The organism is Desulforamulus profundi (assembly GCF_002607855.1).
Genome location: NZ_AWQQ01000054.1, coordinates 97586 through 114576, shown reverse-complemented (window position 1 = coordinate 114576; position 16991 = coordinate 97586). Strand labels below are relative to the sequence as shown.

Genomic DNA, 16991 nt, shown 5'->3' with positions numbered 1-16991 from the left:
TGGTAAATTTCACAAGTGTTTATATTTATCTGAACGGAAATTATATAAAAGTACATCAAATAATTCTTTGGGGGTTTTCAAAATGTATATAAAAAGCTGTTCCAGATCAGTTAGGAGCACTTTATTATTGTTAGCAGTCCTTTTATTTGTTCTCACCGTACCGGTTTTTGGAGCAGCAGAAGCGGGTCCACCCAAATATGTTTTTTATTTTATTGGTGACGGTATGGGCATTGCCCAAAGACAGTCAGCGGAGTACTTTAAGCAGGTCCAGGAAGGTAACCCCGATGCAAAGTTACTTATGAACACCTTCCCTGTAGCCGGTTTAATCACCACTCATTCGGCCAATGATACGCTGATAACTGACTCAGCAGCAGCAGGCACTGCCCTGGCTACCGGTTTTAAAACCTTAAACGGTATGCTTTCAAAGCTGCCGGACGGGAAAAATGTAAAAACTCTGGTGGAAGCAGCGGAAGAAAAAGGAATGGCCACCGGGATCATATCCACCACCAGGCTAACTCATGCCACCCCGGCTGCTTTTGCCTCGCATAATGTAAGCAGAGACAATGAAAATGAGATTGCAGAGGATTTGCTTGACAGTGGAGTGGATTTCTTAGCCGGCGGCGGCTATGGACAATTTGTACCGAAAAACGGCCCGCTTAAATCCAATAGAAAGGATAACAGAAATTTATTAGAAGAATTTAAGAACAAAGGGTATAACTTATTTGTTACAGAAAATGAAGTAACAAATTTTAAAAATTATCAGCCTGACAATCCGCAAAAGGTACTGGCCTGCTTTACCTATTCCTACCTGCCTTATGAAATTGATCGGGTAAACAGCAAATCCCCTTTACCCAGCCTGGCTGAGATTGCAGAAAAGGGCATTGAAGTGCTGTCTAAATACCAAAAAGGTTTTTTCATGATGGTGGAAGGCGGCAGGATAGACCTTGCCTGTCAGATGAACGATGCACGAAGAAGCATCCAGGAAACACTGGCCTTTGATCAAGCAATTGCCAAGGCTTACGAGTTTTATAAAAAATATCCAAATGAAACTCTAATTTTAGTTCTTGCTGACCATGAAACCGGTGGCATGGCTTTAGGTTATGGTACGAATGGGTTTTTAAATATTAAAACATTATTAGATGCTACTAATTATAAAAAGGATTATGTGAAACACTATACCGGGGATAGGATTGCCTACTTTACGTACATTGAACAAGATTTAGGTCTGATTAACCTAAAAGAGGATGAAAAAGCAAAAATTGAGAGGGCCATGGATGGGGTTGAAAAAAGTGGTGACCAACTACAAATATATATTGCAATACAAAATGTACTGTCAAACAGAGCGGGTATTGCCTGGACAACCTTGGGACACACAGGATCATGCGTTCCTATCTCTGCTGTAGGTGTAGAGGCGCAAAAGTTTGGGGGTTTTAAGGATAACACAGAAATTGCCAAAACTCTGGCGATTTTGATGAATTTTCATCTTAATTAAAGAACTGAAAGGACGGTTTCTAATTATTAATAATCATAACCTGTATGTAGAGTTACCCCCTGCAGTCAGGGGTTTTTTTGTTGGGTTAAAACCTCAAATATTACATTTTTTAAAACAATTTGCTTTGTTTTTCCATAGGTTGTATAAGTAAAAAACATAGTCTCATGTCACACAACTTCGATGAGAGGAAGGAAGCTCAATGACTCAGGCACAAAGAGAAATATGGTTTGACGGGAGGGTAGTACCCTTAGAACGACAGGATATTTGGGGTTTAGTGAACAACTCACCCATTAAAAGGGTGGTGGTAACGGTGGAGCAGAGCAGGGAGGGCCACTACCCCCACAAGACAGAGTTCGTCACCGAGATTTAAAATGAAGCAGATCTGGCCGGCATTCCCGAAAGGGAAATCGTATTTTCGGAGCGCCAGGAGGCTCCTGAGCCACAGGGGTTGTGAGCTAATAGTTCACCTGGCGGCTTCCACTACGCTGGCGCCAGACCCCACCCGAAAGGAATTGGTTTCCTCGGTGGAACATGCCATCCGCCTGGGGGCAACGGCGATTTCTACGCATGTGAACCTGGCTGCAAAAAATGAAGCCCACATGTTAAAGGATCTGGGGTGGATTGCCCGGGGAATGTGATCTGTGGGGAATGCCCCTGCTGGCTATGATGTACGTCAGGGATGGCAGTAAGGAAAGCGAGTACGATCCTGTTAAGATCAAACACGCAGCCAGGGTGGCGGAGGAAGTGGGAGCGGATATTATTAAAGTCTACTATACCGGTTCACCGGCAACCTTTGCCGAGATTACCGGCTCAGTAAAGGTACCGGTGGTCATTGCCGGCGGCCCTAAGATGGACTCCACTACTGATTTATTAACCATGATCGCCGACTCTTTGAAAGCAGGGGGTACCGGTGTATCTACAGGCAGAAATGTGTTTCAGGATGCAGACCCGATGCGGTTGAGCGGAGCAATACGGCGGTTGCTTGATAGTGATGATCCCGACAGGCTGTTATTGGAAGCACTAACGGGCAAAATCAAAAAAGCAGCTAAGGGAGATAACCCGGCAGAGGATATTCCCAAAATCGTCCAGGAGTTTGTCAGTCACTACATGTCAAACATTCCTCACAAGAAGAAGTAGTTTACTGGAGTGGTAATCGATGGAGAAGATACTTTGCCAGGAATGCGGCAGAGAGATCGTTGAAGAGGATTTTTACGAAACCTGTAGAGTTTGCGGCAAGTTGTTCTGCCTGCTCTGCATCAAGTCCGACGGTGCAAAGTACAGCTGTATGGAGTGCATTGTAAATCATTAAAGCCCCGGCAGGGGCTTTTTCTATGCTCGCGTACAGGCACAAAACACAATATTATCCATAAAATATTGGTATAGTGTTTTTCAAATTTATCAAGCCTGTTTCCTTGGGCCTGGGGGAGGAGGAAAAAGCATGTTTAAAATGAATTCCTGGAAGAAACCCCGTTTTTTTGACCTGCCAAATTTTTACCTTGAAAGACCCGGTCAAAGTGAAGGGGATGGGTCTCTACAGGAAATTTTTGATAAGGCAAAACTTTCGGTTAACCAGGGTGTGGCAGGGGATGTACAAGCGGCTGAAAAGGCCCTCGAAGTACTGGCAGACCTTAGACTGCGAATTGAAGTAAATAATCTGGTGGAGGCTTACTACGGATGCGCCATGGCCCTGCTGGGCCGGGAAGACGGTAACTCCCAGGAGAGTTGGGAGAAAGCCATGGAAGGTCTGAGAATCCTGGATGAGGCAGTTTCCAACGAACCCGATAATACTGAAATACGCACCTTGCGTGGTTCTGTAAGCCTGAAGCTGCCGGAGACGGTTTTCCACCGCACGAAAACCGCCATTGAGGATTTTAATTATTTGGCAGCCAGATATGAATTGGATGCAAGTGTATTTTCCGAGGAGTGTTACTGGCAGGTTCTTTATGATCTGGGAGCAGCCCATAACAACCTGGGCGAAGCCCGAGAGGCTGAGTCCATCTGGAACAAACTTTTATCCCTCAACCCGGATGGTAAATATAAGGATCTTATCAATCCGCAGCATGTAACGGAAAGCGATTTACCCGCAGAGTCCGTTCCCGGGCTTGAGCCAGTCGAGACGGAGGGCCGCCAGGACCTTAGTGACTGGTTCAATGCCTGGGAAAATGATGCCCTAACCAAGACGGATGAATTACCTGAGAATGATCAAGACAACTTTATTCTCCTACCGGCAGACGATGATCAGGAAACAAACGAACTGCGGGATTTCATCAATCAAGAGAGCGATGCCTGGGGATATGACACCCGGGATAAGTTCGATATTCCACCGGATGACGACGATGAGAACAAGGTCGATGTGTGGGCACAGGATGAGCAAGACGAGATAAAGGATCAGGTAAGCGAGGAAATACTTTCAGCGGTGGATATAAAAACCGGAAGGAGACCTTCCTGGAGGGCTTCCGGCTGTACGAGTTGGCTCTGGCCGGTTACAGGGAAGCCACCAGGGCAGCCCTTCGGCTGTGGGAAGAAATTTATCAGGGGGATCCTCAGGACACCATCGCCCAGGCTTATTACGGCGGCTGCCTGACACTGGAAGCAAGGAACGCCGGCGTCAACGACATGACTTTCCGGAACACTGCTGAAGGGCTAAAACTGGTCAGGGCGGTGGAAAGAGAGGCAGGTAACCTCAGGCTGCGCTATTTGCGGGCTTACTTAACCTATAACGCACCGGATGATACCTTCCGTATGAACGAACAGGCCATTGAGGATTTTGTCTACTTAAAACAGACCTACGAAGAAGATAACTACTCCTTTGACACCGAACTCTATCACCAGATCCTGTATGATCTCGGTCTGGCCTATATGCGGGCCAACGAACTTGAACAGGCAAAGGAAGTTTGGTCCCAGCTTTTACAGGTATGTGAAGATCCCAAGTATAAGGAATTGTTAGAAGAAAAGGGACAGTAATTCGTTACCTCAGAGTGTTATATAATTTTTTTGTGGAGGCAAGTGCTTCCACTTTTGCTTTTTAAAAAGGAAAGAATAGGGAGATTCCTCCAACTTATTGACTTATTCTGTTACGTAGTAGCTAAATGTCGCAACATAACACAGATAAAATGGCCCCTCGATTATTCGAGAGGCTATCTCTTTGTAGACAGAGGCAGGTAAATTTATCGATTTACCTGCCTTTATACCCCATAGTGCCTGGCCTTTAAGTCTTTGATTCCACTCTTTCTGGCATTATTTCGGGTCATCGCATTCATCATTAGTTTCACCAGCCAAGGGGGCAGGGGTATTGTCGATCGATCCTCTAAAGCTAAAGTTTCAACCCCCTCAGACCGCCCTTTACTATTTTTTCAAAACTGTGATTTTGGATTAAATTACACCTAAGACTTTTCGTAGGTTTAGCTGCCGGGGTCGGCTGCGGCACCGGAATAGAGGTGCAGGACTGTACATTTATAACCTCCACCGTGGCACACGGATAGTTGCGGTTTTCCATCCAAGATCATCCCTTTAGCTCAATTTTTACCATAATATTTAAGTCTGAGAGTAAGTATTACCTTAACTGGGCTGAGAGTGGTTGAAGTTGGTACCTGAATGTGAACCCCCATTGGCAAAAATGGAGGTCTTGCACTTTAATGAAAAAAATTGGCTGCCTCTTGCTTGTCACCGATTAATCGCAGGGTCAATACAATGGTAGCAACAATCTATGGGTTAAGACGAGGCAAGTTTAGATAAATCAACCTGTTTAGGAGGCGATCGCTTGAAAGGAACCATTGAAGAAATTTGGGAGGTCGTGGACGAGATGGTAGATGAAAAAATCTATACCATCCTGGAGGATGAAGTGGAGCGGGATGAAGCAGATCGGGATCAACCGGCAGATTGCCTCGAGGAAGAAGGGCAAAAGGAAATAGAGACAGGCCAGGATATGGACGAGGGAAACCATGAGGATGACATCGCTTGGGATCCGAATAGAGATAGTATGGATTACTGGATGCAAGAGTTTGATAATATGGTAAAAGATTACAAGCCTGTGACAAAAACAATGTCTGAGTTCAAGAGAAAGCTGGGTAAACCAAAGACTTTGCTGGTGGCCGGTGGGGGCGTGGCGGCGTTGGGCTTGGCCATGGTGGGAGTGGTTGCCGGGAAAAAGAACAGAAGCCGTTCGGTTGTCCACACATTACCCGTGAAAAGCCAACCTGAAAGGAAAGAAGAACCATTGCCCTCACCTGCGCCTCCGGAACAAAGGACTCCTCCCCCAGTACCCTGGCCGTTCTTCTATTTTAGATGAAATTATCTACGAATGAATACAACGGCTGCTTTAACGGCAGGTTAATTAATTAAGCAAATTCCGGAGGTAAACAAATGAATAATGGCCAAATTATTTTCCTGGATTACCCAGTGAACCCTGAACCCTGCTATGGTTATGGAAAACCGCCCCATCCTGAACTGACGGAAATATTAAACCGGAATACTCCGGTCTACCAAAAGTATTTTTGCTTTTTCTACCCATACAAAATAACTTAATAACTTAAGTACCAGGTACCTTGGTTAAAATTTCGTCCAGGACCTGTCAATGGGCGCCGTTCTTTTTATTCCCACCAGGCCTTTCAGGTTTTCCAGGGGTTCTTCATAGTCAGGCTTTAATTGCAAAGCTTTTAGGAACTGTTCATGGGCTTTGTTCATTTCCCCTGTCAGCGCCAAGCACTCCCCTAGATAGTTTACTGCTACCGGATCTTCACCGTCGCAAGAGGCCAGGAATTTGATGGCCTCATGAAAGTTCCCCACCATCATATGACCGATGGCATTGACAAAGGAACCAGCGGGTTCCTTTGCCAATGTTTGGGCCTTTTTATACCATCGTTGACAATCCGGTATCATGCCGCGGCGCAGCAAAAACAAGGAAATAATGGCGCAGGCCTTCGCCTGGTTCCTGTCGGCGTCTCCCTGGTGCCAATCCAATTCGGGGATTAATTCCTCCAGGGAATGATTGTCAAGAAACTTGTGCACATGGGCGAACAGCACTTGATAGTCTTTCTCCTTGGATATGTTGCTGGAGTGACGGCGGTACAGCAGTAAAGGCTCCGGCACATGCACTGCATCCCAGTTCCGGGCAATTTGGAAAATCATGTCGGTATCCTCCACAACACGCAGGGAGGTATCATAACGAATACCCTGCAAAGCTTCACAGCGAATCATGACACTGTTATTGTTAAAAGGCGTTCCCACTTTTAAATAAAATCTTATCATGCGCTTTCTTTCCAGGTTGCTGGACGCCCAGTAGCCCAGCGGCTGATTTTTTCGTTAATCAGGAGTACATCCGAGTGTACAATGCCGACAGTGGGGTTGGTAAAACGACCCTTTAGAATCTCAAAACGGCAAGGTAAAGATACGTCGTCGGCATCCTGAATGACAACAAAATCACCTTTGACATTTTCCAATCCTTGATTCCTCGCTGCCGCCGGGCCGCGATTTTCCTGCTTGAAGTAGCGAATGCGGGGATCGGAGAAGGATAATATGATTTCTTCACTCCGGTCAGTGGACCCATCATTGATAATCAGCAATTCAAATTCCTTTTCCGTTTGGTTTAAAACACTTTCCATGGTTTCCTCCAAAAATTCTACCGCATTATAGACCGGCATAATGACACTGATCATCCCTAAAAACCCCCTTTACCCTTCATGCCGCCTCTACATAAAGTTATGAAAAAGAGAAAAAAATAAGAACCTGTCGCCTGCGGAAGCCTCCCTTTGCTGTGTAAGGATCATTTTTGCGGCCCAAACAAAACCTTTAAGAAAAGGTGAACATAGGATGGAAGATATCAAGATATTCCATCCATAAGCGAGGTCAGCATGATGAAAAAAGCAGCCCTGATCACCGGGATTACCGGCCAGGACGGTGCGTACCTGGCTGAATTTTTGCTAAAGAAAGGTTACCGGGTGCATGGGGTCAAAAGGAGGTCCTCCCTTTTTAACACCGCCCGGGTTGACCACCTTTATCAGGACCCCCATGAAGCGGAGGTCAACTTTTTTATGCACTACGGGGATCTCACCGATTCCACCAACCTGATTCGCATTATCCAGGAGGTACAGCCGGACGAAATCTATAACCTGGCTGCTCAGAGCCATGTTAAGGTTTCATTTGAAACACCGGAGTACACCGCCAATGCCGATGCCCTGGGCACCTTGCGATTGCTGGAGGCCATTCGAATTTTGGGACTGGCAGGGAAAACCCGGTTTTACCAGGCTTCCACCAGTGAACTTTACGGTAAGGTGCAGGAAACGCCGCAAACCGAAACAACTCCCTTTTACCCCCGCAGCCCCTATGCCGCAGCCAAACTGTACTCCTACTGGATTACCGTTAATTACCGGGAAGCCTACAATATTTTTGCCTGCAACGGCATTTTGTTTAATCATGAATCTCCCATCCGGGGGGAGACCTTTGTCACCCGGAAGATCACCCGGGCGGTGGCCAGGATCAAGCTGGGTCTGCAGGAAAAAATCCACCTGGCAACCTGAACGCCAAGAGAGACTGGGGCCACGCCGCCGATGCTGATCCTGCAGCAGGAGCAGCCCGATGATTATATCATTGCCACCGGCGAAACCCACTCGGTACGGGAATTCGTGGAATTAGCCTTTGGGGAAGTTGGGATCATCATTGAATGGCAGGGAGAAGGGCTGGAGGAGAAGGGGATTGATCAGGCCACCGGCAGGGTCCTGGTGGAGGTAGACCCGCGCTATTTCAGACCCACCGAGGTGGACCTTTTGCTCGGAAATCCTGCCAAGGCTAAGCAGCAGCTGGGCTGGTTCCCTAAAATCTCCTTCCGGCAGCTGGTTAAGGAAATGGTGGACTACGATTTAGAAAAGGAAACCGAACGTGACCTGGTCTGCCAAAGGGAAGGCTTCAGGGTTCACCAGTATCATGAGTAAAAGGCGGGGGGTTCCAGATGGAGAAAAGCGCTAATATCTATATCGCCGGACACAGGGGACTGGTTGGCTCGGCCATTAAGAGAAGGCTGGAGCAGCTTGGCTATACAAACCTGGTTTACCAGACCAGCAAAGAGTTGGATTTACGGAACCAGCGGGCGGTAGAAGAATTTTTCCGTGCCGCAGGGCCGCACTACGTCTTCCTGGCGGCGGCCAGGGTGGGCGGCATTCAAGCCAACAATACCTATCCTGCGGAGTTTATTTATGAGAATTTGGCCATCCAAACCAACGTCATCCATGCCGCCCACCGGCATGGTGTAAAGAAACTCCTGTTTTTGGGCAGTTCCTGCATTTACCCCAAATTTACACCCCAGCCCATCAAGGAGGAATACCTGCTGGGCGGGCAGTTGGAACCCACCAACGAACCCTACGCCATCGCCAAAATTGCCGGCATCAAAATGTGTCAGGCCTATAACCGGCAGTACGGTACCCGTTTTATCTCCGTCATGCCCACCAATCTTTACGGCCCCAACGACAACTTCGACCTGGCCAACTCCCATGTCATGCCTGCCCTGATCCGAAAATTTCACGAGGCCAAAAGGGAAAACCGGCCCACGGTGACAGTATGGGGAACCGGCACGCCAGAAGGGAATTTCTGCATGTGGATGACCTGGCAGATGCCTGCGTGTTCATCCTGCAGCATTATCATGACAGTGAAATTATCAACGTAGGCACCGGCCAGGACCTTACCATCAAGGAACTGGCCCAGTTGGTAAAAGACATTGTGGGCTACCGGGGGAACATCGTCTTTGACCCCGCCAAACCCGACGGCACACCCAGAAAACTGCTGGATGTTACAAAACTTACCCAATTGGGCTGGCAGGCCAAAATTCCCCTGCGGCAGGGCATTGCCGGCACCTATGCCTGGTATACCGCATCTGCCGTTGAATAGATTCTGCTCCCCGGCGCAAACCTGTTATTGGTAAGTGCCGGGGTACTTTCCAGGTGACACCATTTGCCATCCCGCTACATAGTTTAAAAAAGAAATAAGCCGCTGGCATGGGAGGCAAAAAAGTGAAAGCAATCATTCTGGCCGGTGGGACCGGCACCCGACTGTGGCCCCTCAGCCGTACCCACTATCCCAAACAGTTTTTAAAGCTTAAAGGGATGGATCAATCCATTTTCCAGATGACCATTGAGCGCTGCCTGAAATTGACAGACCCGGGTCACATCTATATCGTCACAAACAGCAACTACAAATTTTTAGTGTCAGGACAAATTGAGGAACTGGGCTACAAAGTCAACGAAGGCCATATTTTGATCGAACCGGTGGGTAAGAACACCCTGCCCGCCATTTATTACGGTGTCAAAGAGATTCAAAAACAAGGGGATGACACCGTCCTGGTGCTGCCCGGCAAAAAATTAAGCTACCAGCTGCACCATCACCGCAGTGAACACTGGGTGGTGGTCAAGGGTACCGCCAAAGTGACGGTGGAAGGGGTTGGATCCTTTGTCCGCAGCGGTGAAAGCACCTTCGTCCAGACGGGCTTCAAACACCGGCTGGAAAACCCGGGCAAGGTTCTTTTGGAAGTCATTGAAGTTCAGCTTGGTGAGTACCTGGAAGAGAATGATATTGTAAGGTTTGATGACAAAATGCTGTCAATGCCGGGGTCATTTCATTTACACCGCTACGGGCATGAATCCTACTGGATTCGGGAGAACAAAAAAGGCAAAATTTCGTTGACCATTCTGCAAATACTGCTCCCTTATTTAGACTTAATTCATGATGAAGATGTGGATTATATCATGAGCAGGGAAGGGCGGTACAATTGGTACGAACACCTGCAAACACGACCCATCCGGCTGAAATCCGGTGCCACCGGCAGCGGCGGGAAGGTTGTTTGAGTGGATCATAGGGGAAGGATGGTGCAATAAACAGGTGAGCAACCCTTTAATGGATAAAATACAGGCCATGGCCAAGGCTGCGGATGACGGGTGGGGTAAAGCTTACGGGTTATTTGGGAAAGTTGTGCAGGAAAAGGAACTAAAGGTAGGAGCTGAAATCGGGGTTGCCTTTGGCGGCCATGCAGAATCATTGCTAAAGATTCCAACCTTAGAAAAGCTCTATGGCGTAGACCCCTATCTGCACATGGAGAACTATAACGACCCTATGAATTTACCACAGCTTGAGTTTGATCAGCTTTACCAGTACACCTTAGATCGATTAAGCTCCTTTGCAGAGAAATACCGGCATATCCGAAAGCCATCCATCGATGCTGTAAATGACATTGTTGGGCAGATTGACTTCGTATACATTGATGCCGATCACTCCTTCCAAGGGGTATTAAGGGATTTAACGGTGTGGTTTCCCAAGGTCACAAAAGGAGGGATTATAGGCGGTCATGACTACGGACATCCTAATTTTCCCGGGGTCAAAAGGGCTGTGGATGAGTTTTTGACAGATTCGGGTGGGCTGTTCACACAGAGGGAGAAGGGGTTTGGTGGGTTGAAAAGATGATGGACGTTCTTGAGGAAGGTCAGAAATCCCTCATTCACAAGTTTATCCAAAAAGGAGATATCGTTTTAGATACTGCACAGGCAGGGGAATGGGGAAGACACGTCCTCCAAAATGTGCCGGGTGTTCAGTTTCACCGGTTTGACGGACATCACATGACCCTGGAGGATTATTGCCGGGTCAAGGGGATGCACAGAATAAATTTTCTTAGAGTCAACGCAGGGGAAGAAGAATTCAAAATTCTGTCCGGTACTTGGGTTTTACTGAAAAAAGGAAACATTGATTTTGTTTAATTCAGATATACAGGCACCTCTCCGGACAGCGGCGCAAAGCTGCTGAAGTTGCTGGAATACATGCAAAACTGTCGATACGAGATTTTCCTGCTTCAAAACAATGTTTTAGGGCATATACGAAATATTTCTCCAATTTTGTCTCAATTCCGCAACAGCCAATTTTTAGCCGTCAATGGTCGGCTGAAAAGACTTCTCTTGGGCAGTCCCGCAGAGATGCTTGATTTGGATTTGTTGTGCAGGGAACATGGCGTTAAACCCAAAGGAGTCATTCATATTGGCGCCCATGAAGGGAAAGAACTGTGAAAATGGGCTGTCAAAAGGTCTTGTTTATAGAAGCAAACCCGGAGGTCTATAAAAGGTTACAAGAACATATCAAGGGAAAGGAAAATGTATTGGCGGCGAATGTTACCATCAGTGATTATAACGGTTCGATTAACCTCCACGTTACTTCCTTTGACCAGAGCAGTTCCATATTGCCATTAAAAGAACATAAAAAAATTTATCCGGCTATTCAAGAGGTGTCTCAAAGGGAAGTACCATGCGAACCCTTGACCGTTTGATAACGGAGTTGGAACTGACACCGGAGGATTTTAACATTCTTAATATAGACATCCAGGGGGCGGAGTTAAAAGCCTGAAGGGTGCTGTTAACGTACTGCATTTTATCGAAGTCATTAATACGGAAGTTAATTTTAAAGAGTTATACGAAGGCTGTGCCTGATTCATGAGATTGATGAATTTCTCGAAGAGCATGGTTTTGAGCGTATTGAAACCACTTGCCCCTTTCATCCTCGTGGGGAGATGCGTTCTATGTAAGAAAGAACGAGTAGGGTGGTTTAAAGAGAATGAAAATCTACATTTTACCGGTCCCAAAAAAACTACAGCCGGCCGCTCAAGTATTCAAGTACCCCAGGCATAATAAAGATTACGGTGTTGAACAGGACTTTTACCATTATCTTTTGATCAACAGGGATCTGACGGTGGAAAACCCCCGGTTGGCTGATTGGCATTACCTGCCGGTATTCTGGACCCGCTGGCATTTAAATCATCTTTATGGAAAAATATGCTTGGCAGAGCTACAACAGGAGATGGATCAAGCTATTTTGGATGACGCCAAAACCTTTACCATTTGCCAGTATGACGACGGTCCTCTGGTAAACCCGGGCCGGGCCTCTGTTTTCCTGGCCTCCAGAAAAAGTGAAGAGGGGATCGATATTCCCTTATTATGTTCACCTCACCAGGCTCCCCCGGTAAAACCTCAAAAACGATACCTGGCCTCCTTTGTAGGCCGGCTGGCTACCCATGGCATTCGGCAGCAAATGGCCCAGGTTCTCAAGGACAGGGAGGATGTCTTTGTTTTCGACGGTAATCTGGGCAGCGGGTTCTTTGTGGAGAAACTACAGGAATCTTATATCGGGCTTTGCCCGAGGGGGTATGGGGGCAGTTCCTTTCGATTTTTTGAGACCATGCAGCTGGGGGCGGTTCCCTTTTTAATCGGGGACCTGGATACCAGGCCCTTTAAAAGATTTATTGACTGGGACGGGATGAGTTTATATACAAATTCGGTTGCCGATCTTCATGCCATCCTTGATTCCATGAAACCGGCGGAGTTAGTGGAAATGGGGGAATGGGCAGGCTCCTTTTGGGAAAATGAACTGACCTATCAAAGATGGTGTAAATATGTATTAAAAGAACTGGTATCCCTTAAGTAATTTAAGACATGACAGTAAGGAGGAACCATGGATGATGGCGGAGATGGATCAGATTGCGGAACGTCTAAATCAAATAACTGCTTTGATTTCCCCTATACAGGGTTGGGTTAGTAACCAGGCAGGCAGGGCCTTATATCAAACGGCCCGGTTTCATGCGCCGATACCAACTGTGGTTGAACTGGGTTCCTGGCGGGGGTCTGAAAGCGAAGATTTACACAAAAAGATGCTGGAAGGTTACCAGGAAAACCAGTTATACGGATTCATTGTGTTTGATGACGTCCCAAGCTGGCCCGGGCCTACCAAAGTGGTTTCCGAATTACCCGGCTGGTACCGGCAGGTGAGTATACGTCATAACCAGTGCATCGTCCAAAAAGTGGAGTAATAGCTGACGATGGAAAAAGGTAAAACAGCGGCTGTTGGGAAGATCCCATCCAGCCGCTGTTTTGTTAACAGATGCCCGGCAGTTGTCTAAAATATGCAATGGTTTTCCTTAACCCTTCATCTAAAGGAACAGCAGGGGCCCAGTTCAGCCTTTCCTTCGCCAGGGTGATATCCGGCCGGCGCTGCATTGGGTCATCCTGGGGCAGCGGTTTAAATACAATGCCGGACTTTGAGCCGGTCATGGCAATGACTTTCTCCGCCAGTTCCAGGATGGTGAATTCCCCCAGGTTGCCCAGGTTCACCGGGCCGGTGAAATCGCCGGAGTGGTTCATCATTCGGTCCAGACCCGTCACCAAATCGTCAATATAGCAAAAGGACCGGGTCTGCCTGCCGTCCCCATAAACCGTGATGTCCTGGCCGGTCAGAGACTGCATGATAAAATTACTGACCACCCTGCCGTCCTGGGGATGCATCCTTGGACCATAGGTGTTAAAAATACGGACTACCTTGATGTCGAGGCCGTGCTGCCGGTGGTAATCAAAAAACAGGGTTTCCGCGCAGCGTTTTCCCTCATCATAACAGGACCGTATACCACGGGGGTTGACATGGCCCCAGTAGTCTTCCCCCTGGGGGTGTACCAGGGGATCGCCGTACACCTCACTGGTGGAGGCCTGCAGGATGGTGGCCTTGACCCGTTTGGCCAGACCCAGCATATTGATGGCCCCCAGCACGCTGGTCTTGGTGGTCTTGATGGGGTTGTATTGATAGTGGACCGGCGAGGCGGGGCAGGCCAGGTTATAGATTTGATCCACTTCCAACAAAATGGGCTCCACCACGTCGTGGCGAATCAATTCAAACCGGGGGTGGCCCATTAAATGCCGGACATTCTCCTTGGAGCCGGTGAAAAAATTGTCCAGGCAGAGGACTTCTTCCCCCTGGTTCAGCAAGTACTCACATAGGTGAGAACCGATAAAGCCCGCGCCGCCGGTTACTAAAACACGCTTATTTGCCATAGCCGTTTCTCCCCACACAGGTATAGTCAAACCCCAACCGGTGCATCTGCTCCGGATCGAATTGATTGCGCCCGTCAAAGATCACAGGCTGCCCCATCAGTTTCTTCATCTCCTGGAAATCAGGCTGGCGGAATTGCCGCCATTCGGTCAGCAGCAGCAAGGCATCAACCCCTTTCAGGGCCTCCATCATATGGTTGACAAATTGAATCCTTTCACCATGGACGTCAAAAATTCTTCCGGCTTCCTCCATGGCCACCGGGTCGTAGGCCTGCACCACCGCTCCCCGGTTGATCAACTCGTTAATAATGACTACCGAGGGGGCTTCCCGCATATCGTCCGTTTGGGGTTTAAAGGCCAATCCCCAGACCCCGAAGGTTTTGCCCTGCAAATCTTCCCCCCACCGCTTTAAAATTGCCCGCAGCAGGTAACGCTTCTGTCTCTCGTTGACACGGTGGGCCGCCTCAACCAGGCTCATTTCCACACCGTACTTGCGCCCGGTGGCGGTTAATTCACGGATATCCTTCGGGAAACAGGAACCGCCGTAACCGATACCGGCATAAAGAAAGGGCATGCCGATGCGGCTGTCGGTGCCGATGCCCAGCCGAACCTTGGCAATATCGCCGCCCACCGCATCACATAAGCAGGCCATTTCATTGATAAAACTGATCCTTAAGGCCAGCAGCGGGCGGTGTCCCCACAGCGATAAAGCAGAACAGCGCTTCAGCCAGACCCTCCTGCAGGAGAGTAGTAAAGAAGAGCCGCCCTTCCCCTAAATTTTTCTCAATCAGTTCCTTTAAACCGGGTTCATAAATGGGGACCTTGCCTGCCTGCAGCGCTGCAATCTTTTCCTGGTTAATGTCCACGCACCATACCGTATTCCCCATCTCCGCAAAACAGGTTCCCGTGACCAAAACATAGCCGGTTCCCACCACACAAATATTCATTGCCGTACCTCGCTGTAATGGATAATCAGTCCTGCTCTCTTCCATAGTATTGCGGCAAGTAAAATTTGGTTCTTGCCGGAAGAAAGAACACAAAAAAGAACCCTGCCGGTGGCAGGGCTTAAGGTACCAAAGTTTCAATGTTTTGAATATATTCAGGAAAACTCACCGTATCCCCCAGGGTCTTGATGGTATTCCTGACGGCTTGCAGTTCAAGGGTGCTGCCATAGTGGTGAAACAGCAAGCTGTACAAATAATAGATATCCACATAGGATGGGTAGAGTTTAACCCCTTTATTAAGCAGGTTTTGAGCTTCATTGAACCGGCTTAATTTAATCAGGCACCATGCCACCCATCTTAATAAAACTGTTGCTTCCAGGGAGTTTTTGGTCTCATCCAGGAATTTTTTAAATTTTGTTACCGCTTCCAGGTAGTTTTGGGAGAGCACTTCGCCAACCGCGTCGTAATAGGGGTAGTCTTCCGCTGAACGCTCTTGAAAAGAACAATAGAGGAAATCCGCCTGGCGGCTTAAGGTAAGCTTTCTTTGAAAAACCGGGTGCCAGCGGACAACGGAGAATTCATCCCCAATGCGGTAGGTAAAGGGCAGATAGACCAGATCCGCCGCCGTGCCCTTTAAAAATTGTTCAACGCACTGCTGTTCCGTGGGGTTCAGATCCACAGGAGCAAGTTTTAGCCAATCCTGTTCGGTATTGATGCCCACCGGCCGGTAACCTGCCACCTCCTTATAGAAGGCTTTCAGCTTAGGGATAATCTGCTGCCAGTTGAAGAGAGCGGCGGTTTGGTAGCCCTCTTCCTGCAGGCGCCGGTATAACGGACCGTCCTCCAGCAGGCGAATGATGGTATCTGCCAGTGCACGGGTGTTGCCGGCCGGAAAGAACAAACAGTTTTCCCCGTCCACCCCGTAGGCTTTCACCCCGTCATTGGGGGTGGTGATCACCGGGGTGCCACAGGCCATAGCCTCCAGGGGAGGCAGGGGGAAGGTTTCATATTCGGAAGCGCAAACATAGGTCCAGGTCTGGCGGTAAACCGAACCCAGTTCCTCCTGGGAGGGGTTGATCACCACTGTACCCAGGGGCTGTGCCGGGGGGAAAGGGGTGACCCACTGGAATTCCACGTCATAACCCTTTTCCCGCACCAGTTGGCAGGCTTCCCAGATATCCGGAATTCGTTTAAAGGGGGTGGTATCCCGGCCCACCCCGAGGACGATTTTTTTCTCCGCTTCACGGCTTTTTGGATAGAAAATTTGGTCGTTCAGGGCATTGGGAAAGACCGGGGCTTCCCGGTCAAAGACTTCTTTAATCTTACGGGCGCCGGTTTCAGAACAGGTAATCACATGCACGGGTAGCTGATAAAGTTTGTGAATGAGCTGCTGTTTATCCTCACTGACCTTATCCCAGTCCCACAAGTGAAAATCCCCCTGCTCAAAATAAACCACCGGGGCGGTGCAGGACTCCACACAGGCCCCCAGTTGATCCCAGTAAGAGGCCACCACCACATCACAGTCACCGGGAATGCCCCGGGCCAGCTCAATACCAAAGGGAAGCTGGATATAATCTGCCTTGATCTCAAACCAATCCGGTTTTGGGAAATGGGCCAGCAGGCTGACTCGTATACCGTGTTTGACCAGTTCGTTGGCATGTTCCAGGATAATTTTTACCCCGCCACAGACACTAACGTGCCCGAGCAAATATACAACGTGGA

General features: G+C 48.3%; 21 protein-coding genes and 2 pseudogenes. 17 read left to right on the top strand and 6 right to left on the bottom strand.

Features of this window, described 5'->3' with window-relative positions:
- The first annotated feature begins 82 nt into the window (after window positions 1-82).
- From P378_RS09640 to P378_RS09615, 8 genes are all read left to right on the top strand, one after another.
- Complete coding sequence (locus P378_RS09640; protein WP_099083099.1) at window positions 83-1492, top strand: alkaline phosphatase; 1410 nt, start codon at window positions 83-85, stop codon at window positions 1490-1492.
- Between the two features lie 199 nt (window positions 1493-1691).
- Window positions 1692-1862: a hypothetical protein gene (locus P378_RS19535; RefSeq protein ID WP_180261049.1), complete on the top strand. Its 171-nt coding sequence runs from the start codon at window positions 1692-1694 to the stop codon at window positions 1860-1862.
- A 1-nt stretch (window position 1863) separates the two neighbouring features.
- Window positions 1864-2130 carry a beta/alpha barrel domain-containing protein gene (locus P378_RS22925; protein WP_274378682.1) on the top strand — a complete coding sequence of 89 codons (267 nt, stop codon included), beginning with the start codon at window positions 1864-1866 and terminating at the stop codon, window positions 2128-2130.
- Window positions 2114-2629: a beta/alpha barrel domain-containing protein gene (locus P378_RS09635; RefSeq protein ID WP_274378681.1), complete on the top strand. Its 516-nt coding sequence runs from the start codon at window positions 2114-2116 to the stop codon at window positions 2627-2629. The genes P378_RS22925 and P378_RS09635 overlap by 17 nt, the downstream gene beginning before the upstream one ends.
- 19 nt (window positions 2630-2648) lie before the next feature.
- Window positions 2649-2801 (top strand): hypothetical protein, encoded by a 153-nt coding sequence (locus P378_RS19530; RefSeq protein ID WP_180261048.1) that lies wholly within the window; start codon window positions 2649-2651, stop codon window positions 2799-2801.
- Between the two features lie 129 nt (window positions 2802-2930).
- Window positions 2931-4076, top strand: a complete 1146-nt coding sequence (locus P378_RS09625; protein WP_099083097.1) for a hypothetical protein — start codon at window positions 2931-2933, stop codon at window positions 4074-4076.
- Complete coding sequence (locus P378_RS09620) at window positions 3962-4456, top strand: hypothetical protein (protein WP_143338454.1); 495 nt, start codon at window positions 3962-3964, stop codon at window positions 4454-4456. The genes P378_RS09625 and P378_RS09620 overlap by 115 nt, the downstream gene beginning before the upstream one ends.
- 796 nt (window positions 4457-5252) lie before the next feature.
- On the top strand, window positions 5253-5780 hold the full coding sequence (locus P378_RS09615) for a hypothetical protein (protein ID WP_099083095.1): 528 nt from the start codon (window positions 5253-5255) through the stop codon (window positions 5778-5780).
- A gap of 260 nt (window positions 5781-6040) precedes the next feature.
- Here the strand turns inward: P378_RS09615 and P378_RS21570 are convergent, their stop codons facing one another.
- Together P378_RS21570 and P378_RS21565 are read right to left on the bottom strand one after the other, a co-directional pair.
- On the bottom strand, window positions 6041-6739 hold the full coding sequence (locus P378_RS21570) for a tetratricopeptide repeat protein (RefSeq protein ID WP_238473085.1): 699 nt from the start codon (window positions 6737-6739) through the stop codon (window positions 6041-6043).
- Entirely contained in the window at window positions 6736-7146 is a 411-nt protein-coding gene (locus P378_RS21565; protein ID WP_238473084.1) for a glycosyltransferase family 2 protein, read from the bottom strand. The genes P378_RS21570 and P378_RS21565 overlap by 4 nt, the downstream gene beginning before the upstream one ends.
- Before the next feature lie 195 nt (window positions 7147-7341).
- On the opposite strand from P378_RS21565, the pseudogene gmd reads away from it, so the two are divergent.
- The 9 genes and pseudogenes from gmd (at window position 7342) to P378_RS09565 (ending at window position 13316) form a co-directional block, all read left to right on the top strand.
- Window positions 7342-8418, top strand: a pseudogene (gene gmd / locus P378_RS09605) (GDP-mannose 4,6-dehydratase).
- A gap of 17 nt (window positions 8419-8435) precedes the next feature.
- Window positions 8436-9367: pseudogene (fcl, locus tag P378_RS09600) on the top strand (GDP-L-fucose synthase).
- Between the two features lie 122 nt (window positions 9368-9489).
- The gene (locus P378_RS09595) at window positions 9490-10320 is read left to right on the top strand and encodes a sugar phosphate nucleotidyltransferase (RefSeq protein WP_238473083.1); all 831 of its coding nucleotides are present in this window, start codon (window positions 9490-9492) and stop codon (window positions 10318-10320) included.
- 34 nt (window positions 10321-10354) lie between these two features.
- Window positions 10355-10933 carry a class I SAM-dependent methyltransferase gene (locus tag P378_RS09590; RefSeq protein ID WP_143338453.1) on the top strand — a complete coding sequence of 193 codons (579 nt, stop codon included), beginning with the start codon at window positions 10355-10357 and terminating at the stop codon, window positions 10931-10933.
- Window positions 10930-11223 carry a hypothetical protein gene (locus P378_RS09585; RefSeq protein ID WP_099083093.1) on the top strand — a complete coding sequence of 98 codons (294 nt, stop codon included), beginning with the start codon at window positions 10930-10932 and terminating at the stop codon, window positions 11221-11223. Before P378_RS09590 ends, P378_RS09585 begins: the two co-directional genes overlap by 4 nt.
- A gap of 60 nt (window positions 11224-11283) precedes the next feature.
- A complete protein-coding gene (locus P378_RS09580) occupies window positions 11284-11526 on the top strand; it encodes a hypothetical protein (RefSeq protein WP_099083092.1) in 243 nt (80 codons plus the stop codon).
- A 235-nt stretch (window positions 11527-11761) separates the two neighbouring features.
- Window positions 11762-11860 (top strand): FkbM family methyltransferase, encoded by a 99-nt coding sequence (locus tag P378_RS18985; RefSeq protein WP_143338452.1) that lies wholly within the window; start codon window positions 11762-11764, stop codon window positions 11858-11860.
- Window positions 11861-12067: 207 nt separating this feature from the next.
- Window positions 12068-12934: an exostosin domain-containing protein gene (locus P378_RS09570; protein WP_099083090.1), complete on the top strand. Its 867-nt coding sequence runs from the start codon at window positions 12068-12070 to the stop codon at window positions 12932-12934.
- Window positions 12935-12965: 31 nt separating this feature from the next.
- Window positions 12966-13316: a hypothetical protein gene (locus P378_RS09565; protein WP_099083089.1), complete on the top strand. Its 351-nt coding sequence runs from the start codon at window positions 12966-12968 to the stop codon at window positions 13314-13316.
- Between the two features lie 64 nt (window positions 13317-13380).
- Here P378_RS09565 and P378_RS09560 read toward each other — a convergent pair whose 3' ends face one another.
- The 4 genes from P378_RS09560 to P378_RS09550 form a co-directional block, all read right to left on the bottom strand.
- Window positions 13381-14328 carry a UDP-glucuronic acid decarboxylase family protein gene (locus tag P378_RS09560; protein WP_099083088.1) on the bottom strand — a complete coding sequence of 316 codons (948 nt, stop codon included), beginning with the start codon at window positions 14326-14328 and terminating at the stop codon, window positions 13381-13383.
- Window positions 14318-14977 carry a UDP binding domain-containing protein gene (locus P378_RS09555; RefSeq protein WP_207654019.1) on the bottom strand — a complete coding sequence of 220 codons (660 nt, stop codon included), beginning with the start codon at window positions 14975-14977 and terminating at the stop codon, window positions 14318-14320. The genes P378_RS09560 and P378_RS09555 overlap by 11 nt, the downstream gene beginning before the upstream one ends.
- Window position 14978: 1 nt before the next feature.
- Window positions 14979-15272: a UDP-glucose/GDP-mannose dehydrogenase family protein gene (locus P378_RS20115; RefSeq protein WP_207654018.1), complete on the bottom strand. Its 294-nt coding sequence runs from the start codon at window positions 15270-15272 to the stop codon at window positions 14979-14981.
- A gap of 118 nt (window positions 15273-15390) precedes the next feature.
- A complete protein-coding gene (locus P378_RS09550; protein WP_238473082.1) occupies window positions 15391-16977 on the bottom strand; it encodes a glycosyltransferase in 1587 nt (528 codons plus the stop codon).
- Between the last annotated feature and the right edge of the window lie 14 nt (window positions 16978-16991).

Bases quoted from the DNA above. Each gene is read 5' to 3' on its own strand.
- P378_RS09640 (WP_099083099.1), top strand. From the start codon at position 83: ATGTATATAAAAAGCTGTTCCAGATCAGTTAGGAGCACTTTATTATTG.
- P378_RS21565 (WP_238473084.1), bottom strand. From the start codon at position 7,146: ATGATCAGTGTCATTATGCCGGTCTATAATGCGGTAGAATTTTTGGAG.
- P378_RS09565 (WP_099083089.1), top strand. From the start codon at position 12,966: ATGATGGCGGAGATGGATCAGATTGCGGAACGTCTAAATCAAATAACT.
- P378_RS19530 (WP_180261048.1), top strand. From the start codon at position 2,649: ATGGAGAAGATACTTTGCCAGGAATGCGGCAGAGAGATCGTTGAAGAG.
- P378_RS19535 (WP_180261049.1), top strand. From the start codon at position 1,692: ATGACTCAGGCACAAAGAGAAATATGGTTTGACGGGAGGGTAGTACCC.
- P378_RS21570 (WP_238473085.1), bottom strand. From the start codon at position 6,739: ATGATAAGATTTTATTTAAAAGTGGGAACGCCTTTTAACAATAACAGT.
- P378_RS09625 (WP_099083097.1), top strand. From the start codon at position 2,931: ATGTTTAAAATGAATTCCTGGAAGAAACCCCGTTTTTTTGACCTGCCA.
- P378_RS09560 (WP_099083088.1), bottom strand. From the start codon at position 14,328: ATGGCAAATAAGCGTGTTTTAGTAACCGGCGGCGCGGGCTTTATCGGT.
- P378_RS20115 (WP_207654018.1), bottom strand. From the start codon at position 15,272: ATGAATATTTGTGTGGTGGGAACCGGCTATGTTTTGGTCACGGGAACC.
- P378_RS09555 (WP_207654019.1), bottom strand. From the start codon at position 14,977: ATGGCCTGCTTATGTGATGCGGTGGGCGGCGATATTGCCAAGGTTCGG.
- P378_RS22925 (WP_274378682.1), top strand. From the start codon at position 1,864: ATGAAGCAGATCTGGCCGGCATTCCCGAAAGGGAAATCGTATTTTCGG.
- P378_RS09585 (WP_099083093.1), top strand. From the start codon at position 10,930: ATGATGGACGTTCTTGAGGAAGGTCAGAAATCCCTCATTCACAAGTTT.
- P378_RS09570 (WP_099083090.1), top strand. From the start codon at position 12,068: ATGAAAATCTACATTTTACCGGTCCCAAAAAAACTACAGCCGGCCGCT.
- P378_RS09580 (WP_099083092.1), top strand. From the start codon at position 11,284: ATGCAAAACTGTCGATACGAGATTTTCCTGCTTCAAAACAATGTTTTA.
- P378_RS18985 (WP_143338452.1), top strand. From the start codon at position 11,762: ATGCGAACCCTTGACCGTTTGATAACGGAGTTGGAACTGACACCGGAG.